The sequence below is a fragment of the Paenibacillus sp. FSL F4-0100 genome (genome assembly GCF_037993005.1).
In the GTDB taxonomy this organism is placed as follows: domain Bacteria; phylum Bacillota; class Bacilli; order Paenibacillales; family Paenibacillaceae; genus Paenibacillus_AQ.
This window is the reverse complement of sequence record NZ_CP150303.1, coordinates 7,112,510-7,138,135: the sequence shown is the minus strand read 5'-3', so window position 1 is coordinate 7,138,135 and position 25,626 is coordinate 7,112,510. Positions and strand designations below refer to the sequence as shown.

The window sequence follows — 25,626 nt, the reverse complement described above, 5'->3', positions numbered from 1 at the left end:
ACGGTCTGTGAATATCATTAATTTCATAGATGGGTATTTTTTTGTTAAACCGTCGGTATAAATAGAAGTTCGAGATATAAAACTACACTATATGATTGGCTGTTGGATGTTTTTTGAAGTGAAATTAATGGGAATTCTAACTTCTCCTAATAGCGTATAAATGATCGTTTTGGGAGGTTGTCGAGAAACTTTATTATTTCCGAGGAAATGTCGTATAGAAAGTGCTGGATTCTTAGGCTCCAGCCAAGTATTATAGAAGAGTCGGTCCTGAACAGGGCAGGATAATTTATGAAGGAGGAGGGAGTATGAACCAGGATTTATCTAATTCAATCAGTGCTGTTGGTGTTAACGGATTCTTGTCTATTGTCGTTTCGCTGATCTGTATCGCACTGGCTTGGTGGGCATTACAACAAGTAAAGCTGGATTTGGTTGTCCGTCATCCAAAAGGGCCGCAGGGAAAGCTGTTGCATTTGCTGTTGGCGGTGGTGCTTGGACGATTCGTGGCTGAATTCCTAATTGACTATATTACATGGAGTCAAATGATCCGATATATGTTTTAGAACGGGAATGAGCGTCATACATAACACAAGGTGCTGCAGTTAGTAACGAAACATTTGTTGCACGAGGTTATGTGCTTGGCGATAATTTACTCGTCTGTTTTAATTGCGGCATGAATGGTTATATCTCTGTTAGGTTGCTTGGGGAGAAGATGTCGAATAAACGCATTTTATTATGTTAACACTTAAAATAAGAATTTGATCGGGCGGACGGTATGACTTCCGGACTATAGAGTTCACCCGGTAATTGTTATGCATTGACAAGTGCTGGTCGGTCATGGTACCTTTCGAAGGTCCATACTGCGGATAACAGATGCTTCATAAGGTGGCATCATGGATTTCTGATACCTGATGTAGACACCGAATCAGATGTCATAAATAGTTCGAAAATCGCTTGTTTAGCGGAAATCACTAATGTTAAGATGAAAGTTAGGGAATTAGCAACAACTAATCACTAACACACGCAATCAGGAAAATTATGGACGCGGAGGGAAACCATGATGAGCAAATTTATCGTCCGCGGTGGCAAAAGACTGACCGGAAGCGTCAAAGTCAGCGGAGCAAAAAATTCAGTTCTTCCGATCATCGCTGCCTCTCTACTAGGGGAAGTTGGGGAAAGTGTTATTATTGACGCGCCTCCTCTTGACGATGTAATTACAATCAGTAAAGTATTGGAGTCGCTTGGTGCGGGCATTACATATCAAGATGAAGTGATACGTGTGAATGCAGAGCACATAACGACATGTGAAGCGCCTTATGAATGGGTGCGGAAGATGCGGGCGTCTTTTCTGGTCATGGGACCTTTATTGGCACGTTGTGGACGAACCCGGATTTCACTTCCCGGTGGATGTGCTATCGGCACAAGACCCATTGATCAACACCTAAAAGGATTTGAAGCTCTCGGGGCTGAGATTAGCCTCGGACAAGGATATATTGAAGCTAAAAGCAATGGCAGATTGCGTGGGGCGAAGGTCTATTTGGACGTAGCCAGCGTAGGTGCTACTGAAAATATTATGATGGCTGCTACATTGGCTGAAGGGATTACGGTAATCGAAAATGCGGCGAAAGAGCCGGAAATTGTCGATTTAGCGAATTACCTGAATGCAATGGGCGCCAAAGTTCGCGGTGCGGGCACGGGTGTGATTCGTATCGAGGGCGTTGAGAAGATGCATGGCGTTAAGCATAACGTAATTCCTGACCGGATTGAAGCAGGCACCTTTATGGCTGCGGCTGCGATCACGGGCGGGGATGTCTATGTGGAAGGAGCCATTGCAGACCACCTTGGACCGGTTATTTCTAAGATGGAAGAGATGGGGATTACCATTAAACCGGACGAGAATGGAATTCGCGTTATCGCTGATAAACCATTAAAGTCGGTTGATGTGAAAACCTTGCCTTATCCTGGATTCCCAACCGATATGCAGTCCCAGATGATGGCGCTTTTGCTGGTTTCCGAAGGTACAAGTGTTGTTACGGAAACGGTATTTGAAAACCGCTTTATGCATGTAGATGAATTCCAGCTGATGAATGCGGAGATCAAAGTTGAAGGACGTTCTGCCATCGTTACCGGCGGAGCTAAGCTTAAAGGTGCCAAAGTAACGGCAACGGATCTGCGTGCAGGGGCTGCCTTGATATTAGCCGGGCTTGTATCGGAGGGGACTACCGAAGTTGGCGGCGTACAGCATATCGATCGCGGTTATGTTCATTTAGCGGAAAAGCTGTCTGGACTTGGCGCGGATATCTGGCGTATTTCGACGGAGGACCAGAGCTCGGAGAAGGTTTCGAAAAAAGTGGCAAGTGAAACAGAAGACGCAAAAGTTTTCAAAGTTCAACCTACCTGGGTGTAACAATCAAGATTGACCTTGATGATCCAGGATAGACCACAATAGAGTGTAGAAGAAGGGGCTTTGCCGATAAGGGCGAAGCTCCTTCTTTTTTGTATGTAAACATAATTCCGGCTATCATTGATTCTCTTACGTCGATACCGGATGAGTAGGAGACTCTCTCTTTGCTAGCTTGCTTGCAGTCAGTGTCAGCGTTTCTTCATCCATCTGACTTTTTCCTTTCTCTTAGAATAGTTCTATCAAATGCCCGTATCTCATAAGTATAAGTAGAGCGTGATGGAGCATAAGCCAGAGGTATATTCCAGGGGAAAGGGCACAGGAGGGAAATGCAATGAAAGATTCGAAGGTTCGGGTAAATCTGAGCACGGCAGGAAAAAAACGAGCGATCGATCCAAAAGATGTTCTGAAAGAAGAAAATCCTCAATCATACCAGGTGCCATCCGAAGGATCGGCTGCTCCCGTATTGAAGTGGGATTTTCCCGGTGAACTTGAGAAGAAAGCCGGATCAACTGAAGAACATAGTTATGAATCGAAACAGGATAAAAAGGATATAGAGGAAGGGCCGCGCGGGCACCGCAGCCCGGGGAGAGCGCCGGCCGCCTTCGGCGAGTCCGGCCACAGCCCGCGGGCGGCCCATACGCCGCCGCCCGGCCGCCCCGCTGGCGCGCCTGCGCATGGCGCCGCGCCAGCCCCCGGCGGGCCAGCGGCGATGCCGCAGGGCCCGCATCCCGCGGCCGAGCCGCAGCGCTTCGCGCAGGCGGCAACGGGCCGCGTGCCGCGCGGCGGCCGCACGTTCCGTGTGCGGCCTGCGCGCTGGGGGCGCCGCGGCTTTGCCGCGCGGCGCCCGGCCACCGGAAGGCGGCGGGTGCGGGTGCACCCCGCCGTCTGGGCCGTGGCGGTGCTGCTGGCCTTGGCGCTGGCGCTGCCTCTGCTGGTGGTTGCCCCCGGCAACAACGCACCAGAGCCGCTGCCGCCCGGGCCGGCGCCGCTGCCTTCCGCCGAGCCACAGGCGGCGGAAGAGCCCACGGTATCCGTCTATGTAACCAAGACGGATACTGTGGAGGAGCTGCCGCTGGAACAATATCTCGTCGGCGTCCTGGCCGCCGAGATGCCGGCCGAGTTCCAGCTGGAGGCACTCAAGGCCCAGGCCATTGCGGCACGGACCTATATCGTGCAGCGGCTTGCGTCCAGGGACCGCAGCGGCGTGCCGGACGGCAAGGCCGTGGTGACCGATACGGTCAGTCACCAGGCTTATATTGCCCAAGACGAACTTACGAAGGAATGGCAGCGGCTAGGGAAAGAAGCAGAGCTGGCGAAGCTCCAGCAAGCAGTGAAGGAAACGGCAGGAGTGGTGATGACGTATGAGGGTCAACCGATTACGGCTTCTTTTTTCTCCACCAGTAACGGGTATACCGAAAATTCAGAGGATTATTGGAAGAACGAGATTCCCTATCTGCGAAGTGTGGAGAGTCCATGGGATAAACAGATTTCACCGAAGTACAAGACAACAATCACGATGCCTCGTTCGGAATTCATAGGAAAGCTCGGCCTGACGGATGGAGCCGTACCGGTATCGGCAGGCGGGGATGGGGGGGCTTCTTTTTTGAAAGTACTCTCGTATACGCAAGGTCATCGAATTGAGAGCGTACGGGTTGGCGGCAAGAAGTTCACCGGTCGCGAGGTGAGAGAGAAGCTGGGGCTTCGGTCCAGCCAATTCACCCTTCATATGAAAGACGGCGAGATGGAGATAACGACCTACGGCAATGGCCACGGCGTGGGCATGAGCCAATACGGAGCAGAGGGCATGGCCCGCGAAGGATATGAAGCGAAAGAGATTCTGAAGCACTATTATACGAATATTTCTTTTGACAAAACTTCAAATCTTCTCTCTTCAAAAAAATAATAGTTAGATTACGTATAAAAGAGTTGACCCCGGTAACAATGGTTACTGAGGTGATTGCAAATGAATGAACAGAACAAAAATAGTAAACCCCACGAAGAAACTCCTAAAACTGTACAAGGAGATTCGGCGGTACCGTCATCTTCGTGGAAGAAAGCATTATCCAAACGGTGGGTGTTCCCGGCAGCATACTTAGCAGCAGCGGCAATTATACTAACCCTCGTGTGGGTCTACCAGGACGCCAGCCAAAAAACGCTGAAGCCACAAGGGGAAGAAACAAGTGTATCGGGATCGGTACAAGGATCAGAGAAACCTGCTGCAACGGAAGGCAATGATGGAGAAGCTGTAGAAGTGACAGCCAATGCGCAATCAATGATCTGGCCGGTAGCCGATGACGTGGCAGTCAGCATCGTCAAGCCTTACTTTGATGAGACGAACCCGGAAACGCATCAAGAGGCGATGGTGCAATACAATGACACCTTCACGCCGAATCTGGGAATCGACTTGGCCGCTGCAGATGACACGATGTTTGAAGTTCGTGCCGCACTGACAGGTAAAGTGACCCGGGTCGAGAATCATCCAGTTAACGGCAACGTCGTGGAAATTACGTCGGGTGATACGAAAACCGTGTACCAAAGCTTGAACGAAGTGAAAGTGAAGGAAGGCGCTGAAGTGAAGCAGGGCGATTCCATCGCGACTGCAGGACGCAGTGAGCTTGAGAAGGATCTCGGCAACCATGTGCACTTCGAAGTGTACGAGGGCGGGAAACTGGTCAACCCTGTGAGCGTGCTTCCGCAAAAATAATTTCATTTCTTTGTAGCCATGCGCCCACCGCGCACTTGAAGAGGGCAGGATCTTGTGATCCTGTCTTTTTTTTTGTTGCGGGTTTGGACGGCAAGTCCAACCCTTGCTGCGCCTTGTTTTGTGGACATTTTAGACTTGTCCATCACGGGCATGTCCAGAAAATAAATGAGTCCAAGTAAGCTTGTCAGCCCTTGAAACCGCGAATATCCCGTCATGCCCCTCATATAATGTACCAAACTATCCACACAGTAGGGAGGCGGGAGCGTGCACGATTACATCAAAGAGCGGACCATTAAGATCGGACGCTGTATCGTGGAAACGAGGCATACGGTTCGAACTATAGCCAAAGAATTTGGCGTGTCGAAGAGCACGGTGCATAAGGACTTAACCGAACGTCTGCCGGAGATCAACCCGGACCTGGCGGATCAGGTGAAGCACATTCTCGAATACCACAAATCCATCCGCCATTTGAGAGGCGGAGAAGCTACCAAGATCAAGTACAAAAAAACCGGCAGCAACCGTGAACCGGTGGCCACGGCGAAATCCTGATTTTTTAGGGCTTTGGTCGCTAGATTGGCGTTGAATCCCTCCCCTAAAGTATGATATGTTAAAAGCTGGTATAGGATCGAAATATGGGACCTGTTTTGCCGAAGATCATCATCGCTTGCTAGATTATGTCGAAGGATGGTTCGGTACAGAGAACAGACTCTTTTACCATAAAATAACACTTTGGGGGCTTTTCATGATGTTGAGCAAGGATATTGGAATCGATCTCGGAACGGCGAACGTGCTCATTCACGTAAAGGGGAAGGGGGTAGTGTTAGACGAACCTTCCGTTGTCACTATTGAGACCGACGCCAAACGAGTCCTTGCCGTCGGTGAGGAAGCACGGCGCATGATCGGGCGCACTCCCGGCAACATTATTGCGATCCGCCCGCTGAGGGACGGGGTCATCGCCGACTTCGAAATAACGGAAGCAATGCTGAAGTACTTTATTGATCGCGTGGGCGCGCGCAGTTGGCACAGCCGGCCCCGAATCCTCATCTGTGCTCCGACGAACATTACTTCGGTAGAGCAGAAGGCGATCCGGGAAGCGGCTGAGCGCAGCGGCGCAAGGGATGTGTTCCTGGAAGAAGAACCGAAGGCAGCGGCAATTGGCGCAGGGATGGATATTTTCCAACCGAGCGGTAACATGGTTGTGGACATCGGGGGCGGCACCACGGATGTGGCCGTCCTGTCCATGGGCGATGTCGTCACCGCTTCTTCGATTAAAATGGCAGGGGACAAGTTCGACGAGGCGATTATAAAGTACGTGAAGCAAAAATATAAATTACTGATCGGGGAACGGACGGCAGAAGATTTGAAGATGGCGATCGGAACAGTTCGTCCAGGCGGTAGACAAGCTGAGATGGATATTCGCGGACGCGATATGGTATCGGGACTTCCGTTTACCGTAACGGTGTCCTCAGCCGAAGTGCAGGAAGCTCTGTGGGATCCGGTGTCATCGATCGTACTCGCAGCCAAATCCGTATTGGAGCGGACGCCGCCGGAGCTGTCGGCGGACATTATCGATCGCGGCGTCATATTGACCGGCGGTGGCGCACTGCTTCATGGCTTGGACGAGCTGTTGACCGACGAGCTGCGGGTGCCGGTGCTTGTTGCGGAGGATCCGATGCACTGTGTGGTTAAGGGAACGGGAATTATGCTGGATAATTTGGACAAGGTCGTAAAGAAAAAGTTCTAACCTTCCGATATAGATGATAGGAACAACATGAGCATGGATTTGAATCGGTATAATCACCACGATGAAATTAGCGATCTGCTCCGCATTACATACACGCTGAACAGCAGCGGAGAGGACGGAATTGTAGTGGAAAAGCGAAGCGGTCGCCTTTGTTTTTGGATTTCAACCTTATCCAACATGGCTACAAGAAATCCAAAAACAACAGCGATTGGAAGTACAATCCGTCAGCGCAGCGGTCGTTATATTGCTAAGGTTGTTATGATTCGTTAATGGAAGGGAAGTGCCTTCATTGTTAAGAGGTCTATATACAGCAGCTTCGGGGATGATGACCCAGGAGCAGCGACATAATACGGTAACGCAGAATATTGCTAACGTCAACACGACAGGTTACAAGGCAACGAACAGCGTACAGCGTTCATTCCCCGAAGTGCTTGTCTCCATGATCGGCGGCAATGATTCGGCGAATGCGGGACGGAAGCTGGGCAAGTTCAACACCGGTGTTTACGCTGAGGAGAGCATATCGCTTTATACCGAAGGCGCGCTCCGGGAAACGGGCAAGACAACAGACTTTGCGCTGGTTTCCTCTTTTACGGTACAGAATCCGGCAACAGGCCAAGCTTATCCGTTTGATGCTTCCGGCAGATACGTGGATGAGAACGGCGAGGTGATTTACCGGCCAGAAGGTTTCTTCACTGTTCAGAATGAGAGCGGAGATATCCGTTACACCCGTAACGGTAGCTTCCGGGTTAGCCCGAATGGCAGCCTCTTGAGCGATGGTGGCTATCAGGTTCTGGATAACAATAACAGACCGATTGTATTGACAGGCTCGGCGAGTAACTTTACAGTGAATGAGCAAGGAGAAATCATGGACGCAGAAGGCAATGGGACAGGCATCATTCTCGGAGTCAGCATCGTGAGCGAGCCTCATGGACTGATTCGTGAAGGTCACGGCGTGTTCCGTATGGCCGATCCGGACGGGGAAGTGCGTTTTATGGCGCGCGGTGATAACGGAGTCATCCGTCAGGGATTTATTGAGGGGTCCAACGTGGACCCAACGCAATCGATGGTAGAATTGACAGCTGCGCTGCGCGCGTATGAAACGAACCAAAAAATTGTTCAGTATTACGACAGAACGCTGGAGAAGGCGGTCAATGAGATCGGCCGAGTCTAAGCTTGTCTGGAAGTAAGCAGGCAGCACGCTGTTGTATGAAAATGTGAGCCCACGGGAGGTAAGTGATGAACAACTCGATGATTAGCGCCATGGTGTCGATGAATGCCCTTCAGCAGCGGTTGGATGTCATTGCGGACAATATAGCAAACGTCAATACGGCTGGTTATAAAAAAAAGGAGGCTTCCTTTGAAGATGTGCTGACACAGGTTCAGCGGCATCACAAGGATTTCGACCGGACAGGCCGTGCGACACCGCTTGGCTATACACTCGGGTATGGCATGAGACTATCTTCCGTTGTGCAGAACATGGAGCAGGGAGCCATGAAGGAAACCGGAAATCCGCTCGATCTGATGATTGATGGACAAGCCATGTTTGCCGTTCAGGGAGATGGCGCGATTGGATATACCCGCGAAGGCGGATTCCATGTATCTCCGGATGCCCGTAACCCTAACAACCTGCTGCTGGTCAATTCACAAGGCTATCCTGTACTTGACGTGAACAATAAGCCAATCTCGCTTCCGGCCAAAGGGAAAGTTGCCATTAACGAGAAAGGGCAGATTATCGTGGAGACTCCCACAGGTCGTACGGCTCCTTATGCAACCTTGAAGCTGGTCGAGCTTGAGCGTCCGGAGGGATTGGTCGCTGTCGGCGATAACCTGTTCGTCGTAGGAAACGGTTTGGCGGAAGGCGATGTGTTCGATTTGACACCGGCAGCTCCAGGCGAGCCTCTTAAATCGAAGGTACTGTCCGGATTTATGGAACAATCGAATGTCAATTTGACCGACGAGATGACCAAGATGATGGAAGTTCAGCGGGCCTACCAGCTGACAGCACGTGCGCTTAGTTCAAGCGATACCATGATGAACCTTGCCAACACAATGCGAGGGTAGGTGGGCATCATGAGTGAAGCAAAAGCCAATAAACGTTCCAAGACATCCGGATGGAAAATCGCTGTCCGTATCATGATTCCTGTATTGCTCGTATTGGCATTATTCGGAGGCATGGTCTTCGGATATGTTGTCCTCGGCGATCAGGAGCTCAGTGAAGTGTTTGAATGGGGCACATGGAAGCATGTTTTTGATTTGATTTTCGCACCGTGACGAGAGGTCAGGGTGAACACCATGTCTTGAGATTAGATGCCAAACTCCCTTTAAGGGAGTTTTCTTTTTTTGGGGTTAAACGGTATAATGGGATGGGACTTGCGTATTAACTTTGTCATTTCATGACAATGGACGGATGTATGTAAAAGGGCCCTCTCCTCGTACACAAGTGTCCGATTGGAGAAAGCCCCTTATCTAAAACCTTCACTTCTGCAGCGGTGAAGGATATCCATCATTTTTTCCGCAGATCCTTCTTTTTATGCATATGATCTGAAATTCGTTAAGAAAACCTCAAGAGAAAGCATGATACAACCGTAAATAATACCTCCCGCGGCTTGAGAAAGCGGCACAGCGGCAGCAAATGGAACAAACACCCCTTTTCAAACGCTATGCTTGGCGGGTACGTACATAAGGAGGATTTTAATACTATGTTAAACATCAAACAGATTCAAGAAATTATTCCCCATCGCCCCCCATTTTTGCTGGTCGATAAGATTGTGGAGATTGAGGACGGCAAACGAGCGGTTGGCTTCAAGAACGTGACGATCAATGAACCTTTTTTTGTCGGGCATTTCCCTGAATATGCGGTTATGCCAGGAGTCCTGATTGTAGAAGCTTTGGCGCAAGTCGGCGCTGTCGCGATTCTTAATGTAGAGAGCAACCGAGGAAAGCTTGGCTTCTTGGCGGGCATTGACGGTTTCCGATTCCGTGGGCAAGTGGTACCGGGAGATACGCTGCGGCTGGAAGTCGAGATCACTCGCTTGAAGGGCATGATTGGTAAAGGGAAAGCAACCGCGACGGTGGATGGACGTGTAGTTGCCGAGGGAGAGATTATGTTTGCTCTCGCGGATAAGGAGTAATTTTCAGACTATTCTTGTTTGGATGAGGAAGGGAGACTTTTTTTCATGTCAGAGATGAGTCAGAGAACAATCGATACGCTGCAACATTGGTTGAATGATCCTTATGTAGATGAGGAGACGAAACAGGAACTGCGTTCACTCGAGCACGACACTAAAGAGCTGGAGGAACGGTTTTATCGTGATTTGGAATTTGGAACGGGTGGTCTGCGCGGCGTCATTGGTGCAGGCAGCAACCGGATTAATAAATATACGGTAGGTCGCGCAACACAAGGCTTTGCCCAATATATTCTGGAGGCTCATGGCACAGCGGAGGGAAAGCCTTCTGTTGTCATTGCCTATGATTCCCGGCATTTCTCACCGGAATTTGCGTTAGAGGCTGCTTTGGTTCTGGCCGGAAACGGGATTGTTGCGAAGCTGTATCCTTCCTTGCGTTCAACGCCGCAATTGTCATTCAGCGTGCGTCACTTGGGTGCTACCGGAGGGATTGTTATCACGGCAAGCCATAATCCGCCGGAATACAACGGTTATAAGGTGTATAACCGTGAAGGCGGCCAGTTGGTACCGCACGAAGCAGAGAACGTGATTGCCCGGATACAGGAGGTCGATTCTTTCTCTGCGGTCAAGAGGCTGTCTCAAGCTGATGCAGAGGCTCAAGGTTTGCTGGTTTGGCTGGGCGAAGCGGAGGACCAGGCTTTTGTGGATACGGTGACGAATGTCAGCGTGAATCGGGAACTTATCGCATCCAAGCTTGGCGAGGATTTCAAAATCGTATTTACGCCGCTCCATGGAACAGGGCAAGCACCCGTAGAGCGTGTGCTGCGCAACATCGGCTTTAAGCATATTTATGTCGTTCCGGAGCAAGCCGAGCCGGATGGAAACTTCTCTACCGTTAAATCTCCAAATCCGGAGGAGCGGGAAGCTTTCACACTGGCGATGAAGCTTGGTGAGGAAGTGGGAGCAGACATTTTGATCGGGACCGATCCCGATGCGGACCGCATGGGGGCTGTCGTGAAGAACAGCCAGGGCGAATACGTCGTGCTGACAGGCAATCAATCCGGCGCAATTATGATCCATTATTTGCTGGGTCAATTGAAGGAAACGGGTAAGCTGCCTAATAATGGTGCGGTTATCAAGACGATCGTAACGAGTGAGATGGGAGCGGCGATTGCCGAGCATTATGGTGCCACCGTCTTGAATACATTGACGGGCTTCAAATACATTGGTGAGAAAATGACCCAGTTCGAGGAGTCCGGCAGTCATACGTATCTGTTTGGTTATGAGGAGAGTTACGGCTATTTGGCTGGCAATTATGCCCGCGACAAGGATGCGGTATTGGCCTCGATGCTGATATGCGAAGCAGCCGCCTATTATAAAGCACAAGGCAAGACCTTGTACGATGTGCTGCAGGAGCTGTATGAGCAGTTCGGTTATTTCCTCGAGACACTGGAATCCCGGACGCTCAAGGGTAAGGATGGCGTTGCCCAGATTCAAGCGAAGATGTCTGATTGGCGCGACAATCCACCTGGGGAAGTCGGAGACGTGTCGGTTAAGCAGGTGCTTGATTATGCGGAAGGCCTGGACGGATTGCCAAAGGAAAATGTGTTGAAGTATTTGCTTGAAGACGGATCTTGGTTCTGCCTGAGACCTTCCGGTACCGAGCCGAAGATCAAAGTGTATTTTGCCGTGCGCGGCGAATCCCTCGCCGATGCGAAGCGCAAAATTCAATCGCTCTCGGATCAAGTCATGGCCCGGGTAGACGCTTAAACATAGATACATTTAATGAGAGAAGAGAACGAAGGGAATTTACGATGGTTGCTGCAAGGCCCAAGAGGACTGTTGCCCTCCATCGTAAATTTCCATAGGTTCGATGAGGAGGTACTTTCGTGGTTCAGAATTGGAAACGCTGGAACACAGCAGCCCGCAAGTGGCTGTGGATTCTGGTTGTTCTTGGCGTTGCAGCGGCCCTGCCGGTAGGTTATGACCGACTGCAAACAGAATCAACATCAAAAAAGGTAGAATTGGTGTTTGATTATCGGGATTTGTTGGATGTCGCGGTGTATCAATCTAAGCCGCAGGATTTTGTATCCGAGCAGCTGGATCGCCTGAAAGACGCTGGCGTAATCAGTATGGCGCTATATGAAAGCACGCTGGACGAGCTGGTGAAATCGCGGCGAATATCGGTATATGACGGGCAGCAGGTCGCCGATCTGACAGGTACGACGGTCTCCCCGAACGAGAATTTTACGTATGTTTCGTTCCTGAACGAGGAAAGCGCGACTTTAATTAAACCCATTATCGAAGAAGCCTACACAAGGTTGGGCATTCCGGTAAAATCTTGGCAGTTCGAGCGTGGAGTGGATGGATTGGTGTTGGAAACTCCGCGATCCAATGCGGTCATCAAACCGTTGTCTCCAGACCCGATTACCATTGGCATGCTGCGAGAGAAGGGCTTTAACATTGTTCCGCGTCTGTCGGACAGTCTTCCGTATGACCAGGCCTATATGGAGAAGCTGATGGCCTACTTCGCGGAAAACGGCGTAAAACGAATTTTGTTTGAAGGTGATTCCGCCAAAGGCTTCAACGATAATGCCGACATGAAAAGCTTGGATTCCTTTGGTGAGCTTTTGAACCAACATGGTATCGGCCTCGTGGCGATTGAGAATATCAAGCGTCCGCAAAAAGGATTTACGAAGCTTGCCTATTTAACAGATTACAATGTAACCCGTATTTATTCCTTAAGCGAGCGGGATGCTAATCTGGAGCCTGAGGTTATTGGAGACCGTTTTGCACTGGCTTCCAAAGACCGTAACATTCGAATGTTCTATTTAAACGCAGAGCCAAGCCGGGATATGACCAAAGCGTCTGTTACCCACCCGCTGGATAATCTGATTGACAGTTTGACAGGTTCGGGTCAGGCCATTAAGCAGATAGAGGACAATGGTTTCACCATGGGTCCAGCAGAGCCGTTTAAGGTAACCGACTCTTCCTTGCAGCGTTACTTCAAGCTTGGGGCTGTCGTCGGAGCTGTAGCTCTGATTGCGCTCATGATTTCATATTACATTCCGTTCATTACGATTGCCGCTTTCCTGATCGGGCTTTTGGGCAGTGCGGGATTGTATGTTCTGAAACCGACATTACTTGAACAGGCCTTAGCTCTATTAGCTGCAATCAGTGCTCCAACGGTTGCCGTCATTCTGGCCATTCGCAAAGTCAATGAAACGCAGCAGAGCATACCGGACATGAGTTCTGGCAGAAGAGTGACCCATTCGATCGTATTATTGGTAAAGACTACGATCTTGTCGCTCGCAGCTGTACCGATCGTTGTAGCGTTATTGAATAATGTGACCTATATGCTCGTTCTGGACCAGTTCCGCGGCGTGAATTTGCTGGCTGCGGCACCGATTGGGCTCATTGCAATCTACGTAGTACTGTACCGCGGTGGATCGACTTATAACTCAATTCTGAAATTGCTTAAAACACCGATCTCACTGACATGGGTCATCGCAGCCGGTATTGTAGCTATCGTTGGTTGGTACTATCTCACACGTACAGGTAATGCAGGCAATGTGTCCTCGATCGAAATGACATTCCGTACATTCCTGGAAAATACGTTTGGCGTACGTCCGCGTAACAAGGAGTTCTTGCTGGCCCATCCAATGATGGTGCTTGGCGTCTTCCTGTCATTTAAATACCGTCACGCCGTTTACCTGCTCATTATCGGTGTGATGGGGCAGTTGTCGATGGTCGGTACATTTACGCATATTCACACGCCACTCTATATTTCGGCCATTCGCGTTGTACTGGGTCTTGGACTCGGCTTAATTATTGGTTTGATCGCGATATTGGTATGGCAAGTGGCAGAAAGGATCTGGAAACGATGGTCTCCACTTCTAAAACAATAGTCATTTCCGGATACTACGGATTCAAAAATAGCGGTGACGAAGCGGTCCTGAAATCCATCCTGACCGCATTGGAGCAGGAAGGAAAAGCGGCGAGGGTTGATATCAACCCCGTTGTACTTTCCATTGACCCGGAATGGACCTCAGCGGTTTATGGGGTAAAGTCCGTACACCGGATGAAGCTGGGAGAAGTTCGACAGGCAATCAAGAACAGTGACGGCTTGATCAGCGGTGGAGGAAGCTTGCTGCAGGATGCCACCAGCCCGAAAACGATCCCGTATTACCTGGGCGTTCTCAAGATCGCACAGTGGCTTGGTAAACCGACGTTTATTTATGCCCAGGGCGTAGGTCCGGTCAACCGTAAGCTGTTTTATCCGATGATTCGCTCGATCTTCCGCAAATGCACCTACATTTCGGTGCGTGACATGCAGTCAGGTGAACTGCTTCAGTCCATGGGAATATCAGGGGAAGCCATTCACGTCGTACCCGATCCGGTGATGGGATTGCCGCTGCCAGAGGGCGAGGTTGTTCATCAGAGTGATTCCAACCCGGGATCGACTCTGGAAGAGAACGGTGTTGCATCAGTTTCTTCTATAGAAGAAGAACATCGTGAATCATTCGAAGAACCTTTTGTGCAGTCCTCATTATCAAATCGTGAGATGGAAGGAGAAGGTTCTCTGCCAGTTATCGGTATTTCGGTTCGATATTGGCATCCGGAACGCAAAGAGCTGAAGGCTATTGCGGAAGGGTTAAAGGCATTAGCCGCACAGCGTCCGGTACATCTTCGTTTTCTCCCTTTTTATCAGCCGGAAGATCTTGAGGCTTCGCAGTTTATTGCTAGCGGCATTGGCGATATTTCCAAGAATGGTTCGAACATCAGTTTCTATCGTGATGAGAAGCAGCCGCAGGACATGCTGCGAGAGGTTAGCCGTTGTGATATGATATTGGGCATGCGCCTGCATAGCCTGATCTATGCCGCGAATCAGCGTGTGCCGCTGCTCGGAATTTCCTATGACCCGAAAATCAATCACTTTTTGAAGCGACTTGGCAGCGAACCTGTGGGAAGCAGTGAATCTCTTGACGCAGATACGTTAAAGGTTCAGATGCTGAAGCTGCTGGATGATGCAGCGGCATGGAAAGCGGAGCACGGTGAGCAGATTACCGTATTGAAACAAGAGGCTGCTATGCCTGCACGCCACATTGCCCAATATTTACGCCATAGAGGATGATAAACATGAAACAGACCTATCCATTTCCTACCGTATCGGTGTTCGAGGTTCCTTTTTCCAAACTCAGTATGAAAGATACGGTGAAATTCCTGACAGAAGCAGTGCAGTCGAGGCAGCCCCACCATGTCATAACAGCAAATCCGATCATGGTGATGACGGCCGTAAACCATCCGGAATATAAACAGATGATGCAAAATGCCGAAATCATCGTTCCGGATGGCACGGGGATCGTCTGGGCTGCCAGTGTAGGGGGCGAACCGCTTGAGGGGCGCGTAACCGGCTTTGAGCTGTTACATGAATTGTTGAAGGTCGGGGAAACCTATAGATGGAAGTTCTTTCTGCTGGGAACCACCGCCGAAGTGATTCAGGAAGCGGCCGAAAGGTTACAAATGCAATATCCGGCTGCCATTATATGCGGCTATCGGGACGGTTTTTTTGGACCTGATGAAGATGCTGCCGTCATTGAACAGATTCGGGCAGCTTCACCGGATATTTTGTTTGTTGCCCGTGGTGCGGACAACCAAGAGCCTTGGATTGCCCAGCATAAACAAGCGCTTCAAGTTCCGGTTGTTATGGGGGTCGGAGGATCTTTTGATATTATCTCCGGCAAACTGAAGCGGGCACCGAAGGTATTCCAAAAGCTGCGTCTCGAATGGTTTTACCGTCTTCTGAAGGAGCCTACACGTTACAAAAGAATGCTTGCGTTGCCGAAATTCGTAGTGAAAGTGCTGCGCGAGAAAGAAAACGTAACGAAATCGAGCTAAATGGCTCATTTCTGTAGGTAAAATCCGGGATTTCACCGGAAATTGGTATTGGTTTTCGGACCCGAAGGGAGTATAATTCAACCGGTAGACAATATTGGGGGTCGAATGATTACATGTTAATGATATACATCATCGGGTTTATCATATCGCTGACGCTCGCTCTGCTCTTAACGCCGCTTGTGAAGAAGTTTGCCGTTAAGATTGGTGCCGTTGACGTTCCTAATGCCCGCAAGGTTCATACCCGGATCATGCCCCGACTCGGGGGACTCGGCATCTATCTGGCTTTTATTATTGGACTGATTGCAGTTCTTCCTTTTCTTCCAGATAGCCTGTCCCCTCGCGATGCCAACTTTATGAAGGCATTTCTAATCGGCGGTTCCATGATCGTATTGATCGGAGCCTTGGATGATCGATTTGAACTTTCGGCCAAAGTGAAGTTTTTGGCTCAAATTGCAGCTGCTTGCGTAGTTGTATTCGGATTTAATATTACCGTGGACTTTGTAAATATACCGTTCCAGGACCGGTACTCCATGCTGGAGAGCTGGGTATCGATTCCACTGACAATCTTCTGGATTGTCGGCGTAACCAACGCGATTAATCTCATTGACGGACTGGATGGACTTGCAGCCGGTGTATCGGGCATTGCGATCGGTACGATTCTGGTCATGGCCGTCTTGATGGGCAATACCACTGTTGCCTTGCTCTGTCTGCTGCTTCTCGGCAGCATTGTCGGGTTCCTGTTCTTTAACTTCCATCCGGCCAAGATTTTCATGGGGGATACGGGCTCATTATTCCTTGGATTTTGTTTGGCCATGCTATCCCTGCTTGGATTCAAACAGATTGCCATTGTATCCTTCATTACGCCGCTGATTATTATCGGTGTTCCGTTGTCTGATACGTTTTTCGCTATCATCCGTCGTAAAATCCAGAAGAAACCGATCTTTGCTCCAGACAAAGGACATTTGCACCACTGTCTGCGCGAGCTAGGATTCAGTCACCGTCAGACGGTGTTGATCATTTATGTAATTGCCGCATTTTTCGGCGTACTGGCTGTCATTCAATCTTCGGCTGCCATGTATGAAGCAAACTGGGTAACCTTCGTCGTAATCTGCGTTATGATGTGTTTCATGCAGATCGGTGCTGAAATTATCGGACTGGTCGGCAAGACCAAACGGCCGATTCTTGGATTGATCAACCGTATGCGAATGAAGGCAAATCCCGAAAGTCGCTCCAAGTAGAACTTATTCTTTTTCATGATGCGTCCGGATCGGACATGCCAGCCTCACCCAAAAAGGGTGAGGCTTTTTTGTGATTTTTGCTAAATAATAGGACACTCGTTTCCGATATATGAACTATGCGATAGAACCAATCTGTCAGTGAAAGCGAGGGGACCCAGTGAACGACGTAACACCCAAAACGGACTCCAACGTCCGAATGATCAAGGAGGCACAACCGTTGAAGAAAAATTTCCGTACAATAGCAAGCCTGTTATTGGCCATTGCTATGTTCTTTTCCCTAATTCCGGCATTACCGGCTTCAGCTGCAAATGGAGCCTTGTATTTTCACTTTTCAAATCTAAGTACGGATCCGAATTCCCCAACACCGGAGAACCGGAATTCCATTACGGTATCGGGTACCTATAACGGCATTAACCCGAATACCATCTCGTATGAGATTAAACGCTTTGATGACACAACCACAGGTGGAACAGGTGTTAAGCCGATTCTGGACGAAGCAGCGAATACGTTCGAGTTCCTGAATGTGCAGTTGAATCAGGGCGTGAACAAAATCATCGTATCCGGTATGAGTACGCAAGGCCAGCAGATGAGTGCGACGGCTTATGTGAAATTTTCCGACGTACCGGCTGTGTACGAAGTAGCGCTAAGTGATGGACGTGTCCTGGAAGAGAATGCTTCCAAGCCGGTTGTCGTTACTACGCAGACCGTTAGCATCTCGGTAAAAGCGACCAATGGCTCCAAAGGCGTGACCGTTAACGGGATGGCCATGTATCCGGGCGGTGGCGATACGTATTACTCCGCAGGGATCCAATTGCAGAAGGGTGTCAACGATCTGGTGATCGTCGTTAACTCGGAATCGAAGACCCAGACCATTAATAGACAGGTCGTATATCATCCGACAGGCTCCTTGACGGTCAATCAATTGCAAATTGGTAACACCAAGATCGATGGGCAAGCCGTTGTAACCGGTACGGTTAACGGCGTCATCTCCGGTTATGTTATCATGGATGCTCCACCGGCTGGTACGCCTGCGGTACCGCCATCTCTTGAAGTATCCGTATTTCCGACAGGATCCACGGTGCCAATCATGAGCTCAAATGCTACCGTAGGTGCAGCAAGCCTCCTAGGAAACAGCTTGATGTATCCTTTTACATCCACTGGCTCAGTTAGCATCACACAGAGTGGAGAGTACTTTGTTTATACTAAGGACACTACCACTGGTTTCGATGTGAAAAATCCTTTCACTTATCGCGATGTCAATGCACCTACAATTAAGCAGGTGTATCAGCTATACGGTGTGACAGAGAGTGGCGGAACGGTATCATCTACCTCTCAGTCCATTTTTCCAAGCAGTAACAATACTGTCCTTAACGAATTGCCGATCTACTTAATGGTGGAACAAGTGAACGCAGGCAACGTTGAGATTGAATCCAGCAAGGGCGGCGGCACAATTGCCCAGAAACTTACCTATAATAATGGCAACACGGTTTTCAAAATCACGAATCTGCCTTCAGGACAACAAAACCTTATCATCAAGGTCAGCAATGGATCGGGCGTCTCCGATACCAAGGTGATCCCGGTAACGTTCCTGTCCTCCACTTATATTGATATTTATCATTTGTATAACAATCAGGTGTTTAAGAATAGTACAGATTTTAATCAAGTAACGGGTCGGATTGTGAACTACACGGGAACATCAGGACTTACGATTTCCTTGAATGGTAACACTCGCGATCTGCCAGTGAGCGGAAATGGCGAGTTCAGCTTTACAGATACGACGTTCCTGCAGCTGATTCCAGGTCCGAATACTTTGGTGGTCGCTGACAAGAGCGGGAAAATCTCGACGAAACTAACTCTGCTGTATTTTAGCGATACTCGTTCAGTTATCAAAAACATGATTCCATTCCCGGTTGGTTCCGCAACAGAATCCGATCCGGATGGATTGTTCAGAGAAACGGCCAAGAATGCTTACAACACATATGAAAAGGCTCTGGGTCTTCGCTTTGAAGTAGAATACACCGATGAGATCACGGTGAACCTCAGCCACCCTACGCCATCCATCTTTGCAGTGTTTACAAAAGACAACGCAGGAACCTGGCGTCTTACAGGCGGGACACTGAAGACGCAATTAGATCCCATTGATCCGGCGGAGCACGGCCGATACTTTTCCATTGTCAATGGAGCAAACTCCAGCTCTGCCCGCGTTGTTTTTAAAGAGCTTGCACTTCCTGAGGTAGGATTGCAGGCAATCAGCATCGGTTCGCGTTATCAGTCGGTTACAACCACAGATACCATTGAAATTACTCGTGAGCGTGCGCCTTACGAAGTTCTTTCTCCTAGGCTCCCTAACGAAGGAGTTTTGAAACAGAACTTTGTAGAGGTAAGCATCAAGGCTGAGGGAGCTAATTCCATTCTGATTGGCAAAACGCCAATGGTGAAATCCGAAATCAGTGATATTTTCCGTCTTGAGGTTAAGAACCTGAAAAACGGTAAAAATACGATTAAGTTCACGATTGAACAAGGAACTAAAAAGACAAACGGACAATTCGTTGTAACGTACACGGATGATGCCACCGAAGGCTCTCAGTTTAAAACGAATATTTCGAAGTCAGGTAAAGTAAAGGTATTTAAGGGTGATTTGTCTCTTTCCTTGCCCAAAGGCACGGTGCTTCAACAGGCAAAATCAAGTCCAAATGCAGAAGTGCCTACGATCAATCTGCTCGGTGAGCATGACATCCTGTTTGGTATTGCCAACCAAATCGATGGGCGGACCGTTAAAGCTTACAATCGAATTGGTGAAATCGAGAACGGTGTAGAAATGGATGGACGTCTGTCCCTCATTCCAGGGGATAACAACAATGCGTTCCGTTTCACTCCGGCAGCCCATTACGGCTATTCATCCCCTCTTTACTGGCTGGATGCGGGTTCGCTTAATGCATACAGCAGCAACGTAGAGGACTTTAATGTAAAAGCAGCAGCGCATCCGTATGCAAAAGGAAATGAATTCCATCAACGCTTGATTCCCCAGAACTGGATGGAGTTGTCCCAAAAAGGTACAATTACCTTGAAATATGACTCTGCACTGGTGAACTCGGCTTCCAGCAACTTGGGCATTTGGTGGTATAACCCGTCCCAAGGAACTTGGATCAACATCGGCGGGAAAGTGGATGCCAAGAAGAAAACTGTTACGGCTCCATTTAAGGGATTCGGTTATTACGCAGTTAAATCCTTGCGATATAGCTACTCCGATGCGATCTCGCATAAGACGGCCCGTAACGATATTGAATTGATGCTGGCCAGAGGATACATGAAGGCGTCCAAGACGGATGCATTTGGCGTGTATGATCCAATGACTCGCGGTGAATTAGCTACTATTATAGTGAAGCTGCTGGACATTCCGTTGGATTATGATACCGATAAGAACAAGCTCACTTTTGATGACATTTATCAGGAAAGTGTTGTCAATAGCATGCAGTGGGATTACCGTTATATTGAGACAGCTGCCAGAAAAGGAATCATTCGCGGCATTGCGCCACGAAGCTTTGCTCCTAATATGGAACTGACTCGTGAAGAAGCGGCCAACATGATTGCACGTGCGCTCAACCTGAAGATGGGTGAGATCGAAAAAGATAAAGCAGCACTTCAAAAGCAGTTCGAAGATGTCGGCAAAATCAAATCGAATTACTCTTATCCAGCCATTCTTGCAGTAAGTAAGGCGGGCATCATCACGGGTGTTGCCAACAGCTTGAAAGAAGGCGAGAAGAAACCGACTTATAACTTCAACCCGGATGCTGTGCTGAATCGTGCAGATACGGCGACGATCGTGAAACGCATGATGAACAAACTTAAAATGATGTAGGTTATATAATAAGAAGAAACTGTAAGGACAAAAGAAACGAGAGCAGAGGCCTGATTTCTGATGGCAGTGCTCTCGTTTTCTTATGTGCAAATTATGTGAATAAGGTTATATATAACATAATTAACAAGATCTTAAGGATGGTATGATGGGCCAAGAAACCGTTTACCAATATCTAATGTTTTGTAATTTCATGTAGAATACGCTACAATAGCGGAAGCACATACTATTTTTAGAGGGTGAAGATGAATTTATGAAGCCGATATTATCAAAAGCGCAGCTCGACTACATGAAGGCGAAGACCAAGTTCGAGGAAAAAGCCAAAGTGATGGAGAAGAAGATTGAGCTGGCTCGTGCCGCTCATGATGAGATAACTCAGGAAGTCATGGAGGGACTCGTTGTTGAGACAGGCTTTCATGATTCATTTAACGAAATGACAGCGGCAGAGAATGCCTTGATCCAGTGGTCTCATACAACAATAAAACATGACAAAACATATCGTACGAATAAAGCGGAAATTGATCTGATGTACGAAACGCTGCATAGCAATCCAGAGATGCGTGCACGAATTATCCAGCTTGCTATGAAGATTCGCTAGGATTCTACAAGGGGCGCCCAAAGGGCGTCTTTTTTGTTGTCGTATTATGTAATTGACTCAATGTTATGCGAATTAAGCATGATTTCGAAAATATTTTTAAAAAAACTTTGCAACGACCGCAACTTTTTGAGAAATCAAACGTTTATAATGTAGAACGCAATGAGGAATCCAAGATTATCCGATGCAAGAAGATTGTCTATTAATTAGAAAAATGTTCTTTACGGAGTATTGGACTCGTTGTATAATACCTAGGTAGGATTAGGAATCTATTCTAGTTTGTAGTGTTCTCTCGTTAACAAGATTCTGTGATATCGTCACAGACATCATTTATGATTTATGCTCAACTCGGGAAAGGAGGTGCAGGACAATGAGTGATAAGAGCTACCAAATTAAAGAAAACAATCAAGTGATGATTCAAGGAGGAGAAAAAAAGGTTATGAAGAAAATTTTATCCGTAGCACTGTCTACAGCAATGGCATTCTCGATGTTTGCTTCTGTTGCATTCGGTGACGATGCGCTTAACACACAACAGAAATTTGATGTATTGAAAGAAAAAGGTATCTTCACTGGCTATCCAGATGGAACTGCTGGTCTTGACAAAGAAATGACTCGCGCTGAGTTCGCGAAAGTTTTGGTAGGCATCATGGGTCTTGAGCCAATCCAAGGCAAAGCGTCTTTCAAAGACAAAAACTACAAAGCTGACAAATGGCCAGCTCCTCATGTAGAAGCAGTTTATGCTGCTGGTCTGATGGAAGGTAAAAACACAACGAAAATGATCTTCGACTTCAACGGTAAAATCACCGTTCAAGAAATGGCGAAGGTTCTCGTTACTGCTCAAAAACTTGAAGTTCCAACAGAAACGAACAATAACGCTTCTGATTGGGCTAAAGGTTATGTGCAAGCAGCAATCAACGCTGGTCTGGTAGACGCTAAAGCTAACCCTAAAGCTAACGCTTCCCGTTCCCAACTGGTTGAAGTTGCTTACACAATCTACCTGTCCCAACAAAAACCAAAAGTGGTTTCTTATGATGTAACTGAGAGTGGTAAAGTTGTAACTTTCAAACTTGCTAACAACGAAGAAGTGAAAGTTGAACTGGAAACTCCACTGAAAGCTAACACAGCTACTGAAGTGAAGTTCAAACATAACAACTACGAGTACACTGAAAGTGTAACTTGGGTAGTAACATCTGCTACTAAAGTTGAATCGGCTAAATCAACCAACTTGAAAGAGGTTGAAGTTGCATTTGACGGTAAAGTAGACAAAGCATCTGCTACCGACAAAAACAACTACACAGTGGATTCCAATTCGAAAAAAATTAAGTCTGTAACTTTGTTGGAAGATGGAAAAACCGTTCGTGTATTGTTGGATTCAACTTCATCTGGAATCTTCACTCAAGGTACAACTTACAAAGTTGTTGTGAAGAATGTAAAAGGTGAGAGTGGTTCTGTATTGCCACAAGGTGAAGTTTCCTTCACATCTTCTGACAACACTTTGCCTACAGTAACAGAAGTGAAAGCTCTGGGAACTAAAGCTATCAAAGTGACTTTCTCTGAGCCAATCAAAACTCCAACAAGCAGCAACTTCCAATTGGATGACAAAGGTTATGTTGGTTCTGTAACTCTGGGTGCAAACGAAAGAGAAGTAATCCTTCGTGACTACACAGGAGCTATCTCTGAAGGTGCTCACAAATTGACTACTTCTTTGGTTGAAGATTACGCTGGTCTGAAATCATTGGGAGCAACTACTGATTTCACGGCGAAAATTGATACTGAAGGCCCTAAAGTAACTGAAATTACTGCTACTTTGGAAAAAGTAACTGTAACGTTCGATGAAGAAATCGATCCGACTTCTGTAACTAACGACAGCTTCTATTGGAAGTCTGGGGACAGCAAGAAAACAGGTAAAGCAACTCAAATCGAATCAAACGTGTATGAAGTAGACTTTACTGAAAACCGTCTGCCAGGATACGAAACTACATTGTTTGTTGAAGTTAAAGACTATTCCGGTAACGCTAACGCTGTAAAAGAGCACAAAGTTACTGCAACTGTAGACTTGGTTCAACCTAGATTGATCGATGCATCTTACGGTACAGATGTTGCACACCAATTGACAGTGCGTTTTGATAAAGCAGTTGATGCTGCTGATATCAAATACTTCTCTGTTAAAAAAGGTAGCGATGTAATTCCTGTTAAGAATGTATATGTAAAACCTGGAACAGATAATAAAGTGTTTAATGTTGAGTTCTACTCCAACCTGTCAGGAACTTATAATTTGAAAGTGTCTGATGTTAAGGACTTAACGGCTCTGAAAAACACTATGGTAACGTACGATAGTACTTTCTTGGCAAGTGATAGTGCAGCACCGCAATTGGAAGCATACGGTGTAGATGTGAACAACTCCAATCGTACAGTTGCACTCACTTTCGATAGAGAAATTGATCTCGCTACGTTGAACAACCGTGCTAACTATTACATTGGATTCAATAAAAACGGTTCCAGTCAGACGCAAAACATTTCCATTCCAAACGATGTTCAAGTGAACGTGTTAGACAGTGGCAAATCCGTTGTACTGGTATTCCCTCAATACATTGAAGGAACATCGGTATCGTTCCCGAGCTCTGTCCAATCTGTTAGCATTGCTGGACTGAAATCCAAAACTGGTCAAGCAACTGGTTGGATCACTACCGGTATCTTGAATGAAACGGAATTGAAAGCAACTGATGCGATTCAAAAAGATTCCAGAACAATCGAAGTAGTATTCAATAAAGCTATCGCTAACGCTTATAATAGTGATTTTGCAGTTGCAGGAACAAGAGTTACTTCTGTATCTGTAAGTGGCAATAAAGTTACATTAAAAACTGATTCTGATGTCTCCACTGGCAGCAGCATCTCTACTGTGAGCAACAATGGTATTCAGACATTCTCTGGACACAAAATCGGTGCGGTAAACATTACTTCTGTAGGTCAAGTTGCACCGAAAGTATCGGTTTCAAATGATAAAGAACTCGTACAAACTGATCGTTCTGTAAAACTTCCGTTCACAACAAAGCTTGATGATTCTGCTAGCGTAGCAGGCTTGGCAGCAAATCTCCATGTTAAACGTGCTGACAAACCTAGCGATAGTGATGCGCTGAGAGCCGATATTGATTACAAAGTTAAGGTTGAAGATAATAACTTGGTGATTACTTTCCAAGATAACAACCCTAACAATGTTGCATATCTCATTAATGTTAAAGAGAATGCTACATTTATCCGGAATGCGGCTGAACCTAGTAAGTTTGCAGGTAAATCAGATGTGTACAGAACAACTGTGAATACCTTTGGAGAAAATACTGGTGTGATTGCTGTAGATAGCACTACATTCGTAGCTGATGCTGGTAAAGAAGGAAAAGCTGCTACAGTAACAGCTGATGGCCTCACATTCACAGCTCTTAACAAAGGTACTGCAGCTAATGGTACTGAAGTTAAATTGGTAGTTAATGAAGCACAAGGTGCTAACGTTGTTGTTAGAAATGGTGTTATCAACATTAAAGCAGCAGCAACAACTCAAGATGTAGTTAATGCTGTTTACGATGCTAAAGAAGATCTTAAGTTTGTAGCAGAATTGGATGGTGCTTCCGCCACTGCTAAAGCAGGTACTCATACACTTACTGGCGGTGAAGTAGCTGTCGGTAAAGTTAAAGTAGTGCTTAAACAAAAAGCTACTAACGTGGCAAACGTTAAAATTAACGGCAAAGAATACAAAGGTACTGATGTTGTTCTTAATACCAATGATGGTTTGAGCTTTGAGGTTAACGTTGGCTCTGATGAAGTGATTGGTAAAGAACTTAATGCTGATGTGACTAGTGAAGTAGGTCGCATTACCACAATCAAACCAACAGTTAAGTAATTGTCAATCGTATCTAAATATTGACAGTTAGGAACACACCAGAGGACTTAATGTTCTCTGGTGTGTTTTTTATACATCTAGAACAATGTCGTAATATTTATTGTATTTTTGTATGGAGCAATTTTTTGCTTGTTCCTGCTATTCATTTTCTCTATAGTATAAAGAGTCATGAT

At 47.4% G+C, this 25,626-nt stretch carries 19 protein-coding genes; all 19 read left to right on the top strand.

The window, feature by feature from the left end; genetic code table 11:
• Positions 1-305 precede the first annotated feature (305 nt).
• The 19 genes from MHH48_RS32455 to MHH48_RS32365 all read left to right on the top strand — a co-directional run bounded on the left by MHH48_RS32455 (position 306) and on the right by MHH48_RS32365 (position 25,453).
• The gene (locus MHH48_RS32455) at positions 306-560 is read left to right on the top strand and encodes a DUF1146 family protein (protein ID WP_076323985.1); all 255 of its coding nucleotides are present in this window, start codon (positions 306-308) and stop codon (positions 558-560) included.
• A 497-nt stretch (positions 561-1,057) separates the two neighbouring features.
• The gene (murA, locus tag MHH48_RS32450) at positions 1,058-2,404 is read left to right on the top strand and encodes a UDP-N-acetylglucosamine 1-carboxyvinyltransferase (RefSeq protein ID WP_179090668.1); all 1,347 of its coding nucleotides are present in this window, start codon (positions 1,058-1,060) and stop codon (positions 2,402-2,404) included.
• 769 nt (positions 2,405-3,173) lie between these two features.
• Positions 3,174-4,304: a stage II sporulation protein D gene (spoIID, locus tag MHH48_RS32445; protein ID WP_256720661.1), complete on the top strand. Its 1,131-nt coding sequence runs from the start codon at positions 3,174-3,176 to the stop codon at positions 4,302-4,304.
• Positions 4,305-4,364: 60 nt separating this feature from the next.
• Positions 4,365-5,105, top strand: coding sequence for a M23 family metallopeptidase (locus MHH48_RS32440; protein ID WP_076323987.1), 741 nt, complete (start codon positions 4,365-4,367; stop codon positions 5,103-5,105).
• Positions 5,106-5,369: 264 nt separating this feature from the next.
• A complete protein-coding gene (gene spoIIID / locus MHH48_RS32435; RefSeq protein ID WP_009594246.1) occupies positions 5,370-5,654 on the top strand; it encodes a sporulation transcriptional regulator SpoIIID in 285 nt (94 codons plus the stop codon).
• Positions 5,655-5,850: 196 nt separating this feature from the next.
• Complete coding sequence (locus MHH48_RS32430) at positions 5,851-6,849, top strand: rod shape-determining protein (RefSeq protein ID WP_076324088.1); 999 nt, start codon at positions 5,851-5,853, stop codon at positions 6,847-6,849.
• Between the two features lie 33 nt (positions 6,850-6,882).
• Positions 6,883-7,119, top strand: a complete 237-nt coding sequence (locus MHH48_RS32425; RefSeq protein WP_076323989.1) for a hypothetical protein — start codon at positions 6,883-6,885, stop codon at positions 7,117-7,119.
• Between the two features lie 19 nt (positions 7,120-7,138).
• A complete protein-coding gene (locus MHH48_RS32420; RefSeq protein WP_076323990.1) occupies positions 7,139-8,020 on the top strand; it encodes a flagellar hook-basal body protein in 882 nt (293 codons plus the stop codon).
• 65 nt (positions 8,021-8,085) lie between these two features.
• Positions 8,086-8,910, top strand: a complete 825-nt coding sequence (locus MHH48_RS32415) for a flagellar hook-basal body protein (RefSeq protein WP_076323991.1) — start codon at positions 8,086-8,088, stop codon at positions 8,908-8,910.
• A gap of 9 nt (positions 8,911-8,919) precedes the next feature.
• The gene (locus tag MHH48_RS32410) at positions 8,920-9,120 is read left to right on the top strand and encodes a DNA-directed RNA polymerase subunit beta (RefSeq protein WP_076323992.1); all 201 of its coding nucleotides are present in this window, start codon (positions 8,920-8,922) and stop codon (positions 9,118-9,120) included.
• Positions 9,121-9,548: 428 nt separating this feature from the next.
• Complete coding sequence (gene fabZ, locus MHH48_RS32405; protein ID WP_076323993.1) at positions 9,549-9,980, top strand: 3-hydroxyacyl-ACP dehydratase FabZ; 432 nt, start codon at positions 9,549-9,551, stop codon at positions 9,978-9,980.
• A 45-nt stretch (positions 9,981-10,025) separates the two neighbouring features.
• Positions 10,026-11,744, top strand: coding sequence for a phospho-sugar mutase (locus MHH48_RS32400; RefSeq protein ID WP_076323994.1), 1,719 nt, complete (start codon positions 10,026-10,028; stop codon positions 11,742-11,744).
• A 119-nt stretch (positions 11,745-11,863) separates the two neighbouring features.
• A complete protein-coding gene (locus MHH48_RS32395) occupies positions 11,864-13,882 on the top strand; it encodes a DUF5693 family protein (RefSeq protein ID WP_076323995.1) in 2,019 nt (672 codons plus the stop codon).
• On the top strand, positions 13,858-15,108 hold the full coding sequence (gene csaB, locus MHH48_RS32390) for a polysaccharide pyruvyl transferase CsaB (protein ID WP_076323996.1): 1,251 nt from the start codon (positions 13,858-13,860) through the stop codon (positions 15,106-15,108). The genes MHH48_RS32395 and csaB overlap by 25 nt, the downstream gene beginning before the upstream one ends.
• A 5-nt stretch (positions 15,109-15,113) precedes the next feature.
• Positions 15,114-15,872 (top strand): WecB/TagA/CpsF family glycosyltransferase, encoded by a 759-nt coding sequence (locus MHH48_RS32385; RefSeq protein WP_076323997.1) that lies wholly within the window; start codon positions 15,114-15,116, stop codon positions 15,870-15,872.
• Positions 15,873-15,985: 113 nt separating this feature from the next.
• On the top strand, positions 15,986-17,110 hold the full coding sequence (locus MHH48_RS32380; protein WP_076323998.1) for an MraY family glycosyltransferase: 1,125 nt from the start codon (positions 15,986-15,988) through the stop codon (positions 17,108-17,110).
• Between the two features lie 217 nt (positions 17,111-17,327).
• Positions 17,328-20,969 (top strand): S-layer homology domain-containing protein, encoded by a 3,642-nt coding sequence (locus MHH48_RS32375; protein ID WP_076323999.1) that lies wholly within the window; start codon positions 17,328-17,330, stop codon positions 20,967-20,969.
• Between the two features lie 250 nt (positions 20,970-21,219).
• On the top strand, positions 21,220-21,564 hold the full coding sequence (locus MHH48_RS32370) for a hypothetical protein (RefSeq protein ID WP_071219815.1): 345 nt from the start codon (positions 21,220-21,222) through the stop codon (positions 21,562-21,564).
• 367 nt (positions 21,565-21,931) lie between these two features.
• Positions 21,932-25,453, top strand: coding sequence for an S-layer homology domain-containing protein (locus tag MHH48_RS32365; protein WP_076324000.1), 3,522 nt, complete (start codon positions 21,932-21,934; stop codon positions 25,451-25,453).
• The last annotated feature ends 173 nt before the right edge of the window (positions 25,454-25,626 follow it).